At 60.5% G+C, this 13,957-nt stretch carries 11 protein-coding genes; 4 read left to right on the forward strand and 7 right to left on the reverse strand.

Annotated elements, in window-relative coordinates; translation table 11 throughout:
- The first annotated feature begins 75 nt into the window (after nt 1-75).
- Complete coding sequence (locus NZ585_05610; GenBank protein ID MCS7079511.1) at nt 76-1,692, forward strand: phosphoenolpyruvate carboxykinase; 1,617 nt, start codon at nt 76-78, stop codon at nt 1,690-1,692.
- On the opposite strand, the gene NZ585_05615 is transcribed toward NZ585_05610, so the two are convergent.
- The gene (locus NZ585_05615; protein MCS7079512.1) at nt 1,634-3,259 is read right to left on the reverse strand and encodes a response regulator; all 1,626 of its coding nucleotides are present in this window, start codon (nt 3,257-3,259) and stop codon (nt 1,634-1,636) included. The two genes, NZ585_05610 and NZ585_05615, sit on opposite strands and share 59 nt — an antisense overlap.
- A 163-nt stretch (nt 3,260-3,422) precedes the next feature.
- Here NZ585_05615 and NZ585_05620 point away from each other — a divergent pair, with 163 nt between their 5' ends.
- On the forward strand, nt 3,423-4,631 hold the full coding sequence (locus NZ585_05620) for a sigma-54 dependent transcriptional regulator (protein ID MCS7079513.1): 1,209 nt from the start codon (nt 3,423-3,425) through the stop codon (nt 4,629-4,631).
- On the opposite strand, the gene folK is transcribed toward NZ585_05620, so the two are convergent.
- Nucleotides 4,597-5,145 (reverse strand): 2-amino-4-hydroxy-6-hydroxymethyldihydropteridine diphosphokinase, encoded by a 549-nt coding sequence (folK, locus tag NZ585_05625; GenBank protein MCS7079514.1) that lies wholly within the window; start codon nt 5,143-5,145, stop codon nt 4,597-4,599. The two genes, NZ585_05620 and folK, sit on opposite strands and share 35 nt — an antisense overlap.
- Before the next feature lie 78 nt (nt 5,146-5,223).
- Between folK and NZ585_05630 the strand changes: the two genes are divergently transcribed.
- Nucleotides 5,224-5,589 carry a hypothetical protein gene (locus NZ585_05630; GenBank protein MCS7079515.1) on the forward strand — a complete coding sequence of 122 codons (366 nt, stop codon included), beginning with the start codon at nt 5,224-5,226 and terminating at the stop codon, nt 5,587-5,589.
- Here NZ585_05630 and NZ585_05635 read toward each other — a convergent pair.
- Genes NZ585_05635 through NZ585_05645 form a run of 3 tightly spaced genes read right to left on the reverse strand, consistent with a single transcriptional unit; the run spans nt 5,564 to nt 10,101 of the window.
- Nucleotides 5,564-7,381, reverse strand: coding sequence for a M20/M25/M40 family metallo-hydrolase (locus tag NZ585_05635; protein ID MCS7079516.1), 1,818 nt, complete (start codon nt 7,379-7,381; stop codon nt 5,564-5,566). The genes NZ585_05630 and NZ585_05635 overlap by 26 nt on opposite strands.
- 46 nt (nt 7,382-7,427) lie before the next feature.
- Nucleotides 7,428-8,801 carry a DNA mismatch endonuclease Vsr gene (vsr, locus tag NZ585_05640; GenBank protein MCS7079517.1) on the reverse strand — a complete coding sequence of 458 codons (1,374 nt, stop codon included), beginning with the start codon at nt 8,799-8,801 and terminating at the stop codon, nt 7,428-7,430.
- Nucleotides 8,794-10,101, reverse strand: a complete 1,308-nt coding sequence (locus tag NZ585_05645) for a DNA cytosine methyltransferase (GenBank protein MCS7079518.1) — start codon at nt 10,099-10,101, stop codon at nt 8,794-8,796. The genes vsr and NZ585_05645 overlap by 8 nt, the downstream gene beginning before the upstream one ends.
- 303 nt (nt 10,102-10,404) lie before the next feature.
- Here NZ585_05645 and NZ585_05650 point away from each other — a divergent pair, with 303 nt between their 5' ends.
- On the forward strand, nt 10,405-11,382 hold the full coding sequence (locus NZ585_05650) for a MoxR family ATPase (protein ID MCS7079519.1): 978 nt from the start codon (nt 10,405-10,407) through the stop codon (nt 11,380-11,382).
- A 979-nt stretch (nt 11,383-12,361) separates the two neighbouring features.
- Here the strand turns inward: NZ585_05650 and NZ585_05655 are convergent.
- Complete coding sequence (locus NZ585_05655; protein ID MCS7079520.1) at nt 12,362-13,312, reverse strand: lytic transglycosylase domain-containing protein; 951 nt, start codon at nt 13,310-13,312, stop codon at nt 12,362-12,364.
- Between the two features lie 93 nt (nt 13,313-13,405).
- Nucleotides 13,406-13,888 (reverse strand): transcription elongation factor GreA, encoded by a 483-nt coding sequence (locus NZ585_05660; GenBank protein MCS7079521.1) that lies wholly within the window; start codon nt 13,886-13,888, stop codon nt 13,406-13,408.
- Nucleotides 13,889-13,957: the final 69 nt, after the last annotated feature.

Below are 13,957 nucleotides of genomic sequence, written 5' to 3' on the forward strand. Positions count from 1 at the left end.
TTTCCGGCGGAGTCCCCGCGCCGGTTCTTTTTCTTTTTGGACGGCTTCAAGCCGGGTTGTGGAGTCTTTGGGTTCATGAGTACGGTTGAGATTATTGGACGCGGTAGAAGCCATTACGGGTTAGAGCACCACGGATTGACCAACCAAAAAACGGTCTACTGGAACTCCGCCACCGAGGTGCTCTACGAAGAAGCCATAAAACGCGGCGAAGGGTTGCTGGCGCATGACGGCGCATTGGTGGTACGTACCGGACGCCACACTGGGCGCTCGGCGAAAGACAAATACATTGTGCGCAACGCTGAGTCTGAAGCGCGCGTCTGGTGGGAAAACAACGCCGCCATTCCGCAGTCGGTCTTTGACGCGCTGTATCTGCGCGTGTCAGCCTACCTACAAAACAGGGATGTGTTTGTACAGGATTGCTACGCCGGGGCTGATCCGCGTTATCGCGTACCGATTCGGGTGGTGACAGAAACGGCGTGGCACGCGCTTTTTGCCCGCACGCTGTTTTTACGTGAGTACGACGCCGCCAAACTTGCCCAGCACGTACCAGAGTTTACAGTGATTCACGTCCCAAACTTTCTGGCGATTCCCGAAATTGACGGAACGAAATCGCCGACGTTTGTTGTGCTGGATTTCGCCCGCAAGCTTGTTCTCATTGGCGGCACGCACTACGCCGGAGAGATCAAGAAATCCGTCTTCACGCTGATGAACTACGTGTTGCCTCAGCGCGGCGTTCTTTCAATGCATTGCTCGGCGAACTACGGCAAGAAAGGCAAAGAGGACACCGCCATCTTCTTCGGTCTGTCAGGCACAGGAAAGACGACGCTTTCAGCCGACTCCACCCGCACGCTCATTGGTGACGACGAACACGGCTGGAGCGAAGACGGTATTTTCAACATCGAAGGCGGCTGTTACGCCAAGATGATTCGCCTCTCGCCGGTTGGCGAGCCGGAAATCTTCGCCGCCACTCGGCATTTTGGGACGGTGCTAGAAAACGTCGTCCTTGACGAACATTCCCGCATCCTTGACCTTGACGACGCCAGCATCACCGAGAACACCCGTGGGGCCTACCCCGTTACACAAATCGCTAACATGGCGCGCGACGGCTTGGGCGGTATTCCGCGCCATATCGTCATGCTGACCTGTGATGCGTTTGGCATTCTCCCGCCGGTCGCCCGGCTGACGCCGGAACAGGCGATGTATCACTACATTTCCGGCTACACGGCCAAGGTCGCTGGAACGGAAATGGGCGTTATTGAACCGGTGGTAACCTTCAGTGCTTGCTTCGGCGCACCATTTCTGCCGCTGCATCCTAGCGTGTACGCCAAGATGCTTGGCGAAAAGATCGCCAAATACAAAGTCAACATCTGGTTGATGAACACCGGCTGGACAGGCGGTCCTTATGGCGTCGGGCAGCGGATGAGCTTGCCTTATACGCGCGCCATTTTGCACGCGGCGCTGGACGGGCATTTGGACAACGTCGAGTATGTAAAAAACCCCATCTTCGGCTTTGAGGTGCCGACCAGTTGCCCCAACGTGCCCAACGAGATTCTCAACCCACGAAACACTTGGAAAGACAAGGCGGCTTTTGACGCGCAAGAAAAACGGCTGGCTGAAATGTTCGTCAACAACTTCAAGAAGTTTGAAAGCATGGTTGAGCCGAGTGTGCGCGCTGCCGCGCCGCGGCCTTAGCCGTCGGCAGGGACGGTCGCCGAGCCGTCCCCCTCTGGGGTTGGTCTGTTGGGCGGCAGGTAAACGTCAAACTGCAGGCCTTTACCCACTTCCGACTTGACGCCGAGCAGTCCGCCCATTTGCCCCACAACTGAAGCGGCCGTGACAAGACCCAAGCCGGTGCTTTGTCCACGGGTTTGGTTGTGAAAAACGGCGTGAAAAGCTTGTTCAGTGTTTCGGCGTCCATCCCCGTTCCGGCGTCAATAACCGACAACTTGCTGAACCGCACAGGCGCGCTGGCGGAAAAGATCGCCCCCGTATCCCCGACCAGTCGGTACCTCGCCGCCGTCAAGCGCGCCATAGCTTCGCCGTCCAGTTCAACTTGGCTGGTCGCCAGCGTCACAACACCGCCCTGCGGCATGGCGTCGCTGGCGTTGAGTAGCAGGCTCAGCAACACCTGCGACAGCAACGATGGGTCGGCGTATGCTTGCGGCGCTGGATTGGACACCGCAAAACGAAGACTAATGAGCGGGTTGAGCGTTTTCTCCAGAAGCTGGGCTTCTTGATCGAGAAAAGTGTTGAGATTGATGACTCGTGGGTTGGGAGCGAGAAAGTGGCCGTAAGCCAGGAGCCGCTCCACCAACACGCGACCGCGCAGCGCCGCCTGACGAATGTCCGCCGCTCGCCGCCGTTGACGCGAATCCTGTTCCGGCAACGTCCGCAGCATCATTTCGCTGTAGCCCTGCACGATGGTCAACAGGTTGTTGAAGTTGTGGGCGATACCGCCGGCGATGTGCTTGAGTAACTCGGCTTGTCGCGACCGGTACAGCCGTTCTTCACGGTGACGCTGTTCGGTCACATCTTGGGCGACGACCAAATAGCGAGTCAGCGGCTCGAATTCTTGTTGAACTGGAATCACTTGGATGCGCCACCAGCGCGGCGTACCGCCGGCGCGCGCCAACCACGCCTGCAGCGTTGCACTTTGCCCGCTGTCAGCTTGCTCCAACAACGAGGCAAGGGCAGCCGCAGCGGATGAATGCCAGAGTTGCAGCCATGGCCGCCCCAGTATGGCGTCCGACGACGGTTCGCCCAGCGCCTCCAGTCCGGCTCGATTAATGAACTGTACTCGTCGTTCCCCATCAAGTAACTCGATGGTGTCCGGGATGCAACTCAGAATCAGGCGACCCAGTTGATCTGTTTGCGCCAATGACCGTTTGAGCCGGTGGCGTTCACGCGCGTAGCGCACCGCCCGCCGCAGCGCGGCGACGCCCAGCTCGTTTTTGGCGAGATATTCCTCCGCGCCGGACTGAAGAACCTGCATGTCCACCTCGCCGGTTGTTTCGGCTGTTAGCACCACCAGCGGCAGGTGCGGCACAGCAGCGACCATGGCTGTAACCGTCGCTGTACCATGGGAATCCGGCAAATTGAGATCGAGGAGGCAGACATCAAACGATTCCGTCGTCGCTAGAGAACGCGCTTCGGCCAAAGATGTGACATGCCGGACGGTAACCTCTGGAAATAGACGCTTCAAATAGCTTTGCGCCACCGCCGCATAGTCGCCATCGTCTTCAACAAAGAGAATACGCATCGAGGACACGCATCTTGGCGCTTTCAAAGGACGCTGTCCGGTTGCGGTCGCCGTTGGACGGCTCAGTAAGTTTCCAGTAGGCTTCGCAAAACCGCAAGCTGCCGTTACAGCTTTTCTCCGTACTCAAAAAGCAGTCGGCGCGGGTGTTGTTTCGAGCTTGGTCATGACCACTGGCGGAGCAGATGTTCTGATTGTTGAGGACAAAGACGCGCTGCGTCAGATGTGGCGACTGACGCTGGAACGTGCGGGCTACGGTGTTCTGGAAGCCGCTGATCTCAAACAGGCACGGCAAGCCTTGCGTCGGCAGCCGCCGACCGTGGTGCTGACCGACCTTCGACTGCCGGATGGTACGGGGCTAGACGTGTTACGTGCCGCCAAGGCGCTCGACCCTGACATGCCGGTGGTTGTCCTGACCGCCTACGGCTCAATTGAAGAGGCCGTCGCTGCCATGAAAGAGGGCGCGGAGGACTTTCTCCAGAAGCCGGTTGATCCCGATCACCTGCTGCTGGTTTTGGCGCGACTGGTCGAGACGCGCCGCTTGCGCCGTGAGTGCGTCCTGATGCGTGAGGAATACGCCCGCCGCTATGGGTTCCCGCGCATCATCGGCGACTCGCCCGCCATGCAGGAGGTGGGACGACAGCTTCAGCGCGTCGCGCCAACCGATACAACCGTCCTACTACTGGGTGAATCGGGTGTTGGGAAGGAATTGTTTGCGCGCGCTATTCATCATCTGAGCCAACGGCGGCAGGAAGCGTTTGTCGCTGTCAACTGCGCAGCGATTCCTGAAACGCTCATTGAAAACGAACTGTTTGGCCACGAAAAAGGCGCGTTTACCGGAGCCGACGCCCGGCAGGTCGGCAAGTTCGAGTTGGCGCGCGGCGGGACGCTCTTTCTTGACGAAATTGGCGAACTGCCGTTGTCCGTGCAGTCAAAGTTCTTACGCGCTTTGGAGGAGCGAGTTATCACGCGCATCGGCGGCGCGCAGGAAATCGGCGTCAATGTCCGCATTGTCGCCGCGACGAACCGTGATCTAGCAGCGGCGGTCGCCGCCAAAACGTTCCGGGAGGATTTGTTCTACCGACTGGCTGTGTTCACGATTGAGATTCCCCCGCTGCGCGAGCGGCGCGAGGACATCCCGGCGTTGGCGGCGCACTTTGCCGAGAAATATGGCCGGGAGATTCGTCGCCGGAAGCTCACCCTGTCGCCGGCGGCGCTTCAGGCGCTGCAAGCCTACGACTTTCCGGGCAACATCCGCGAGCTTGAAAACTGCATCGAACGTGCTTGCATTCTCTGCGACGGGACGACGCTCGAACCCGAAGACCTGCGGCTGCCGACCGCTACGCCCCCGGCGGGGCGTCGTCGTCGAAGTTGAAGCCATTTGTCCCGACCTTGTGAACCGGGCTGTCGTCGGGGCAGTCGGCCAGCAGCGCCGCGAAGGTCCGCGCTAGGCGCGGGTGTCGCTCGTCGGGAATCAGGTCGCAAAGCGGCGTCAGGACAAACCGCCGCAGATGCAGACGCGGATGGGGCAGCGTCAGCGTCAAGTCGTCGGCGACGAGAAACGCCCCCTCCGCTGTCCGACACAGCAGGACATCCACATCGAGGGGACGCGCGCCTTTCGGCGTCGTCCGTACGCGCCCAAATTCGGCTTCAAGCGCCAGCCCGTGCGCCAGCATCGCCGTCGGCGTCAGACGGACGGTGATTTCAAGGACAGTGTTGAGAAACCACGGCTGCGCTGTGTAGTCCACCGGCGCGGTGGCGTACCAATCGGCGCAGCGCCACTGCGTCGCCTCAGCCGTCAGTCGCTCAACGGCGCGCGCCAGCGTCGCTGCGCGGTCGCCAAGGTTGCTTCCCAAGCCAAGGTAAAATGTGTGCAGCGCCGCCGTCATACACCAAAACGACTTGCCTTACGCCGCTGCGGCGTGCGATTGAGAGAAAGCAGTTTCCATCTTGTCCAGTCCGTACGGATGTCCACGCCGACCATGTTTGCCACGCCCCCGGCGGAACTCTTCGAGCCTTACGAACGCCTCATCCCGATTGAGGTCTTGGGGCGGGTTGTCCACGTCCCGGAAAACAACGTCGTCCTACGCGGCTTTCAGTTCCTCGACCTAGAAAGCATCTCGTACGGGGATTTTTGCTGGAACGGCGACTGTACGAACTGCCAGATTCGCTACTATCGCCCCGGCGAGGACCGCGAGCGGCCGGCGCTGTCGTGCCGCATCCAGGCCCGCGAAGGAATGCGCATCGTGGGCTTGAGCAAACACATTCGGCTGCGCTGCCTGAGCGACGCCGCGCCGCCCACTGCTTTCACCGCCGCGCCGTCACCAACTTGAACGTCAGCCGCTGTGCGCCGCGCAGGACAATCACCTCGACTTCCTGCTCTGGTTCAAGCTCCTGCAACACGTAGGTGTAGTCGTAAACACTCTTGATGTCGCGTCCGGCTAACCCGACGATGACATCCCCGGCTTGCAGTCCCACCTTGGCCGCCGGGCTGCCTTCGCGGACGCCGGCCAGTTTGACGCCGGCGATTTCCGCCGCGTAGTCGGGAATCGTGCCCAATGAAACGCGGAAGCTGCCGCGCGCCCGCTCGGCTGGCTCGCTCGCCTTAGGCGCGATGAAATCAGGCGGCGTCGGCAGGTTCGCCGCCGTACGGATGACGTCGCCAATTAGACCCAACACCCGTCGCTCACCTGCGTAGTTGATTTTGTCCGCCGTGTCGGACGGGCGGTGGTAGTCGGGGTGACTGCCGGTGAAGAAAAACAGCACTGGGATGTTTCGTTTGTAGAACGACGCATGATCGCTCGGCCCGAAGCCGCTTTCGCCCAGCGACAGGTCAAAGCCATGCCGCTGGTTGGCTTCCGTCAGGAGCGGTCGCCAAACCGACGAGGTGCCGACCCCTTGAACAGTGAGTCGGTTGTCGCGCAGGCGGCCGATCATATCCATATTGACCATGGCGACGATGCGCTTGCCGCGCGTCGTCGGATGGTCAACAAAGTAGGCCGAGCCGATCAACCCCTTTTCTTCGGCGGAAAACGCAATAAAGAGCAGGCTGCGCTTAGGCCGCGCCATTCGCCGACCGAACGCTTGGGCAAGTTCGATAAGGCCGGCCGTACCGGAAGCATTGTCGTCCGCGCCGGGGTGTACATCGCCTTCACGCGGCGCAAGGGAGTTTGGGCCGCCGAGTCCTAGGTGGTCGTAGTGTGCGCCGACGACGATGACTTCCTCGCGCAGGGTCGGATCGCCGCCCTCCAGAAAGCCGATGATGTTGAAACCTGTTTGCCGTTCCTTGACGAGTTCCGTTTGCAGCGCCAGTCGGACGTTAGGCAGCGTCCGCGACGCCGGCTGCCCACTCGCGGCGATGGCTTTTTCGAGATCAGCGACCGGCGTCCCCAGCAGCTTGGCGGCGAAGGCGCGGCTGACGACAGCGCAGGGAAAGCCAGCGTCACCAAAGGCGTCGTCGTAGCGCAGGCGCGCGACTTGTGCGCGACTGAAGTCGTCATCTTCCGCGATGACGATCAGGGCCGCCGCGCCTTGGTTGCGGGCTGTCGTTGCCTTATAGCGCAGCGATAGGAAGGGGCCGAACTTCGTATGCGGGTTTGAGCCGGCTGGGCTGTAAGGCAGCGTCAGAACGATGCGCCCTTTGACATCCAGCCCAGCGTAGTCGTCATACTGCGCGTCTTTGGCGGCGGCGATGCCGTAGCCTGCAAAGACTACCTCGCCTTCCGTTGCGCCGTTGGCGGAAAACGCCAACGGGCGAAAATCGGCGTCGGCCTTGGCTGTCAAGCGTGTTGCGCCGATGGTCGCCGTCAGGGCGTTCCGACGTCCCAGACGGACTTTGGCGATGAAGGGAAATGGCTGCCAGTAGCCTTTCTCGCCCAGCGGGCGCAGTCCGGCGCGTCGGAAGTGGCTGGTGATGTACTGCGCGGCTTTGTCCGCGCCGGGCGTACCGGGCAGGCGTCCGGCGAGTTCAGTGGACGCCAGATAACCGATATGTCGGCGCAAGGCGACTTCAAGGGCGGCGTCGGCCGGGGCGACTTCGGCGAAGTAAGCCGGCGGAGGCGACGACAGCCACAGGGTCAGCAGAGCGACTAGGACAAGGCGATACAGGCGGGCGACAACTGGCATAGACGTACGGCAGGCGGGCGGTAAAAGGCGAACGCGGTAAAGCAGGTCAGCACAGCATCACCAGGACCGCCCGGTTGGTTTCAGCTTGTGTGACGCGACGATTATAGGCTTCCACAACACGCCGAAACACCCTATCAAGCGGTTCCGCCTTCTCCGCCGCAATTTCGATAAGGTTCATCGCCAAATAATCTTCCAGAGCAAAAACAGTGACGCGGTTCTCGATGCCCATGGCTTCAGCCAGCCCGCGCGCTTTAGCGACCTTTTCCCGAAGTGTCACCACAATCGGACGACTCCCTTGACGCAGGTTCGCTTGGCATTTTTCCAAGAGTGGTTGAGTCGGGTTGGCGGTGACATGAATGACAACCTGCCCGTTGAGCAAATCAAAATCCCCACTCCGTCCGGTTTGTTGATCCGGCGCATGAGCCGGCAGCGCCGAAACGTCAAAATCTGGAAAGCGAAGCTCAAGCTTTGCGCCGACCAAGTGCTGTTCAACGACGCCGGTCGAGGTTGTGCGCGCTGCGGTCAGTAGGCGCTCAACCCAGCTTGTTGGGGACTCGTTCACATCAAGGTTAAACTGTAGCCTTTGCGCAGTCTGACTCTCCGCTTCTTGGCGCAGTCGGCTAAGTAGAACGTCAAGTACGGCGCGTCGTTGCCCGGCGTCAAGCGCCGCCAGCGGCGCTCCCCAATCAAGGGCTTCAAACAACCGCCGTCCCTCATGCGGAGCTTGGCGGGTGGTAACTTCTTTGAGGTAATCAGTTGGAAATCCGTGACGTGCGAGCGTCTGGCGCAGTGTGCGCCCGCGTGCGCCCATGATCTCGCCGCCTGAACTAACAACCGTTTTGGGCATGAGAGGAAGCGTTTCGGCGCGGAGGATGTGGTCAATGACGACCACGCCGACAGCCACGGTATTGCGTGAAAGCCTGCCCCTTCGCCGACAAGACTCAAGCCACGTGTCAAACTGCGCGCCGAGGCGCTGTTGAATGGACGCCGTTTCCATATGCTCCTTCCGCTCGGCGAGAACGGCTTGCAGTCGCCGTCGGATGCCCGGCAAGTCACGCGACAACTCATGCTCCCAGAATCTTACAACGCGCCACCCCTGTTCAGTCAGGCGGCGTGTCTGGTCGGCGGCGCGCTCGATGTTGCGGGTGATTTTACGTCGCCAGTCGTCGCGGCGCGTCTCCGGCAACGGCCGTCGGCATACCGGGCAACCGTGCCAAAAACAACCGTCGCTAAAAACGGCGATCTTGAGTGTATCCACGGCGGCGTCGGGTTGACCCGGCAGGTCAGGGGCGTTTTTTCGCCATCCGCGCACGCGCAAACCGGCGAGCAACGACCAGAGGCGGCGTTCGATGCGCGTCCCCTTGCCCTTGACCGCCTGCATTGTACGACGGCGGGCTTCCGGCGAAAGATTGTCAACCATCCGGCAGTAAGCGGGGTTGATAGGCGGCAGTGCTGTAAGCCGCCGGAGCAACGTGAGAACGACCACCGGCGGCTTGTAGTTGGAGCGCCTTTCCAAGATGGTGATCGGCCACCCAAGCGACGGCCGGCACGCACACGGCGTCGCCGAACGCCGTCACCGCCTGCGTTTCACTCAAACCCGTACCATCCAGCGGAATGTCATCCGGGACGCCCTGCAGTCGCACGTATTCACGCGCCGTGAGCGCCCGCATGCGAAGGCGTCCACATCCGGCGCGGACCAAAAACTGCCGGCCGTTGCCGCCGGCCGCCGTCCGTAGGCAACCGGCGATGTCGTCCGTGCGGACTTCGGCGCGTTGTCCATCGGCGCGACGGCGGCGGTAAAACGTCCGGCAGGTTTCAACCGGCGCAGCCGCCAGCTTCTCCACATAAACCCGGTGCGCCGCCGACATCATTGCCAGATGACGCTCGGTTTCCGCCAGGGTCCACCAGCGCGGATCATGTTCGGCGAGTGGTTCAAGGATGTCGTTCAAGCCGCCGGCGCGGAGCGGAGGCGGGAGCGGAAGGGACAGGGCAAACCACGGCAAATCCGCATTCCGGTGAACCGCCTCGCGCAGACGCGGTGAAAGCAGTCCGGCCGGCCGCGCCAACAGTCGGTTGCGGTTGCCGACTTCCGGCGCGGCGAAAAAAGCCTTCCAGCGGGGCGTCACACCGATGAGGAACACGCGCGGGCGGCTCTGCGGCGTAAAGCGCCGCGCGTCGAGCGTCAACACGTCGCAGGCGTAACCGAGGTCGGCCAGCGCGCCGACCGTGACGCGAAAATCGCGCCCGTCGTTGGCGTAGAGCCAGCCGGGGACGTTTTCCAGCAACAGGAGCGGCGGCCGCCGGTCGCCTTGCTGTTCGAGAAGGCGCGCAAAGCCCCAAAAGGCGCTCGACCCGGTTTCCGATGGTCTCTCTTTCGCGCACTTCTCGTCATCCCTCATCCCCCATCCCTCATCCCTCCAGTTGGTCTTCCTGTCTTTGATGCCCGCCATCTTGCCGGCCAGCGACACGTCAATGCAGGGAAATGAACAGGCGGCCAAGGTCGCCGGGGGTACGTCTTCGGGGCGCAAATCAAACACGTCGCCGACGCGATAAACGTCGGTTTCGTGCGGGAAAAACACGCGATAAAACGCCGCTTTCTTCGGCGACACGTCGTTGGCGAACAGGATGCGCCAACCTGAACGGCGCAGCGCCATCCCCACGAGGCCGATGCCGGCGAAGTACTCAACAGCGGTAGGTGGAGGTTGACGACGTTGAACCACGCCTTGCATCCGAGTCCATTTGTTCAGAATAAGTCAGAATCAGAATAAGTTAGCTAGGCGCTAATGCATGGCTCTGTTCAGCCGCTTGGAAACCGGCAGGGCAAGGTATCACTTTCACCCGGTCGCTTCCCAACTGATGTACGCAAACGCCTCTATCCAGAAGCAGTGCGGACTTCTTTGCGTCCGGTGGTCTCACCTACGGAACAAGGTCTTACTGTGCGCTGCCGGACTTGCAACCAAGCTGGCATGGCGTAAGCTCGCGCCGGCTTCAGCAGCTTACAAGGAAAGCGAGTCGCTCACGTCGTGACGCCGTCTTCGACTTCCGTCGCACCAAATCCGACCAGCGCTGCCGAACAGTTACATGCCCTTGAGTCCGCCATTGAAACCGTCGTGCGCGGCAAGCGCCAAGTGGTGCGACTTGCCTTGGTCACACTTGTCGCCGACGGACATCTGCTGATCGAAGACGTGCCGGGCGTCGGCAAAACCACCTTGGCGCGCGCGCTTTCCCGCGCCCTTGATTGTTCCTTCCAACGCATCCAGTTTACAAGCGACCTGCTGCCCAGCGACGTACTGGGCTTGAGCGTCTACGACCAGCCTACCGGACGCTTTGAGTTTCGCCGAGGGCCGATCTTCGCCAACGTTGTCCTTGCCGACGAAATCAACCGGACGACACCCAAGACTCAAAGCTGTTTGCTGGAAGCGATGGCGGAGGGTCGGGTGACGATTGAAAACCAGACCTTCGACTTGCCCAAGCCATTTATCGTGCTGGCAACGCAAAATCCCATCGAGCACCACGGAACGTATCCGCTGCCGGAGTCGCAGCTTGACCGCTTCATGATGCGCTTGAGTATGGGCTACCCGGCCGCTGAAGACGAACGCCAAATCCTGCTTGGTAAGGTCCGGCGTGACCCGCTGCTGGATTTACAACCCGTGCTGAGTGGCGACGACGTGCTGGCGTTGCAGGAACAGGCGCGCAATGTCCGGGTGGACGACGCGCTGGTGGATTATTTGCTGCGCATTGTCAACGCCACCCGTACGTCAGAACTGCTCGAAATGGGCGTCAGTCCACGGGGCAGTTTGGCGCTGTTTCGTGCGGCACAGGCGCAAGCGCTGTTTGAAGGACGCGACTACTGCTTGCCGGATGACATCAAGCGTCTGGCCGTACCGGTGCTGTCGCACCGCATCATTGTCAATCCGCGCTATGCGCGCGGCGCACGCGAAACCGATGACGCCAACGCTGCGCTGGAAGAAATTCTCAAAACGGTTGCCGTGCCGATGTGAAGCCGAATGGGAAGACGAGGAAGAGGAGGAAGGCGAGGCGGCGGTAGAGCTGCTTGCTGTGGACTGTCGTGCGGAAAAAGCGCTGTTACGTCAGTTGACACCATGCCGCGCCCACCGGAACAAATGCCGCTACGGTCGCCTGCTGTGCTGGTGTAGCCGCCTTGAAGCAAAACGCCTATCAGCTGACACCTGCGGAGAATGACTCCCCAACGAGTTCAGGGCTTGAGTCCAGCCTGTAGAATGTCCGCCACTGCGTCAATGATCCCCTTCAGGAATTCCGTTTCAGGGCCGCCCACTTGCGCCGTCATAAGAGCAGCGCCGGTGTGAACAACTTGCCGGGACGCGCATAGCTCGTTACACGCAAAGAACCTGTGTGAAAGCTGGCCTCGGTCAGCTTGACGGCTCGTTTGTCGCTCTATGGGTTGCTGTCAATTGACACAAAATCCAGCTCGCTCCAGCATCCGCTAAAACTACGGCTGGTCTCAACTTGGCTTGTGATAGGTCGGAAAACGAAAGAGGGGATGATCACGACGTCTCCTGTTGTAGGTATGACCACGCGGCATCTTCCTCCGGCCGATTCCGATCTTCCGCCAACGCAAGTTCGCTCAAAGTCGCTGTCTCAGAAGCGTTGCCTATCGGCTCATCTAAAAGATAACCAACGCTCGCCGCACCTCTAACAACCGGACTAGTTCCAACAAGCGAACACGTTTCCGCTCGTCAAATCATGGCCAACAGTTCTATGCATATGCTTTCTCCATACGAGTTTGCCTGTGATGACCTCGCCCCCCCCTCAGGCGGCAGAGGTCGAGACTGAAAACACCCTTCAGTCACAACAAGAAACTTAATAACGACGACGTGGCAATAGCAGGGCTTTTCCGTCCGGGCGGCGTTCAATCATAGAGGGCGTACTGTTTTTGAGCAGCCTGAGAAGGCTTTTGTCGCTTTTGCGGGCTATGCTTGTGGAGGTCAGGCCTTGATTTCAGCGATTGGTCAGCAACAACACGCCGTCCCGAACAATCACCCGCAGCGGCTCTGGTGTCGGCTCAGACGGCGGCGTGTCCGGTTTCGGCGACGGCTTTGGCGTCCGGTGGTTGGTCTTCCCATAGCGGGCGATGATGGCTCTCACGTAGTGCCGTGTCTCAGCGATATTCGGCACTTGATAGCCGCTGCGGATCACCCGGTGCTCGCCAGCGTTGTACCCCGCCAACGCCAGCGAAACATCGCCGTTGAACATGTCAAGCAGCATCCGGAGGTACTTGACGCCGCCCTCGACATTTTGGCGGATGTCGAAGACGTTGCGCGTCCCCATGCGTGCTGCTGTCTCATCAATGAGTTGCATCAGCCCTTTGGCGCCGGCAGGCGAAACGGCGTAGGGGTTGAAGCCTGACTCCTGCCGCATGACCTCGACGATGAGTCGTGGATCAACGCCGTATTTGCCAGCCATCTCCATGACAATGGCGTCCAACTCCGGCTTGCCCGTCGAAACAGGCGTCAGCGGCTTCGCCGGCTGCGCCTCTTCTTTCGGCGGAGGCGGCAGCGCTCGGCTGACCAGAATCCAGTTACCGTTGGCGTCCTGCCGTGCGATGAGTTCACTAAACGGGGTTGCGTCGGAGACGGACGCCTCCGATGCAGCAGCCGGCGTCGTCCCGTCATTTGCCCCCGTGATTGCCGGTACCGCATCACGCGCCTGACCAGGCACAGCCCCACCGCCGACCTCCGGCTCTGGTGGGGCTGGAAGCGTTCGCGGTACACGGAAGTCATCATTGGTGTGAACGCGCAGGCGCGGCACACCTTCCTGAGCCGCTATGGAAACGTTCAGCAGGCACAGCCCGCCAAATGCAAGCATTGGGACGTACCGAAACGCCGTACGACTCCCTTGACACAGCGCCGCAAAGGCAGCTGACGCCCATTGCCCAACTTGGTTCGTCATAGGCCAAGCCGATGATGGCGCTGAGTCTAGGCAGGGGTGAAAGGGCTGTCAACCGGTGAGGTGGCCGCAATGACAAAGCCTCAGCAACAAAACCTATGCCTTGTTTCCGGCTTCTTCGTCATCGTGAATGGTGCGCAAACTCAGAATCTCAAAATGCCGTACGCCCTGCGGTGTCTGCACCTCGACTTCATCGCCGACCTTCTTGCCCATAAACCCACGGCCGAGCGGCGAAGCCGTTGAAATGAGACCCTTGGAAACGTCAGCTTCTTCCGGCATTACCAGCCGGTATGTCACCTCAACATCTCTGTCGAGGTCGAGAACACGCAATGTCGAGCCGTATGCAGCGCGGTCGCGGGGCAGGGAATCAAGATTAATCGCCGCCAGCTCAGCGAGACGTTGATGCAGTTCCGCTACGCGCGCGCCGACCAAGCGAACCCGCTCCCGCGCCGCTTGATACTCGCCGTTTTCACGCAAGTCGCCGTAAGACGCTGCGCGCTGCAGCTCGCGCGGCAAATCCACTTTCAACTCTTGCTCAAGTTGTCTTAGTTCCGCCTCCAACTTTTCTCGGACATTCATCGCCGTTACTCCAAAATCAGGCTTGAATATGCGTTTGTCTTGTCTGCTTGGGTTTAATTTCCTGACCAA

It is taken from the genome of Chloracidobacterium sp., assembly GCA_025057975.1.
Classification (GTDB): domain Bacteria; phylum Acidobacteriota; class Blastocatellia; order Chloracidobacteriales; family Chloracidobacteriaceae; genus Chloracidobacterium.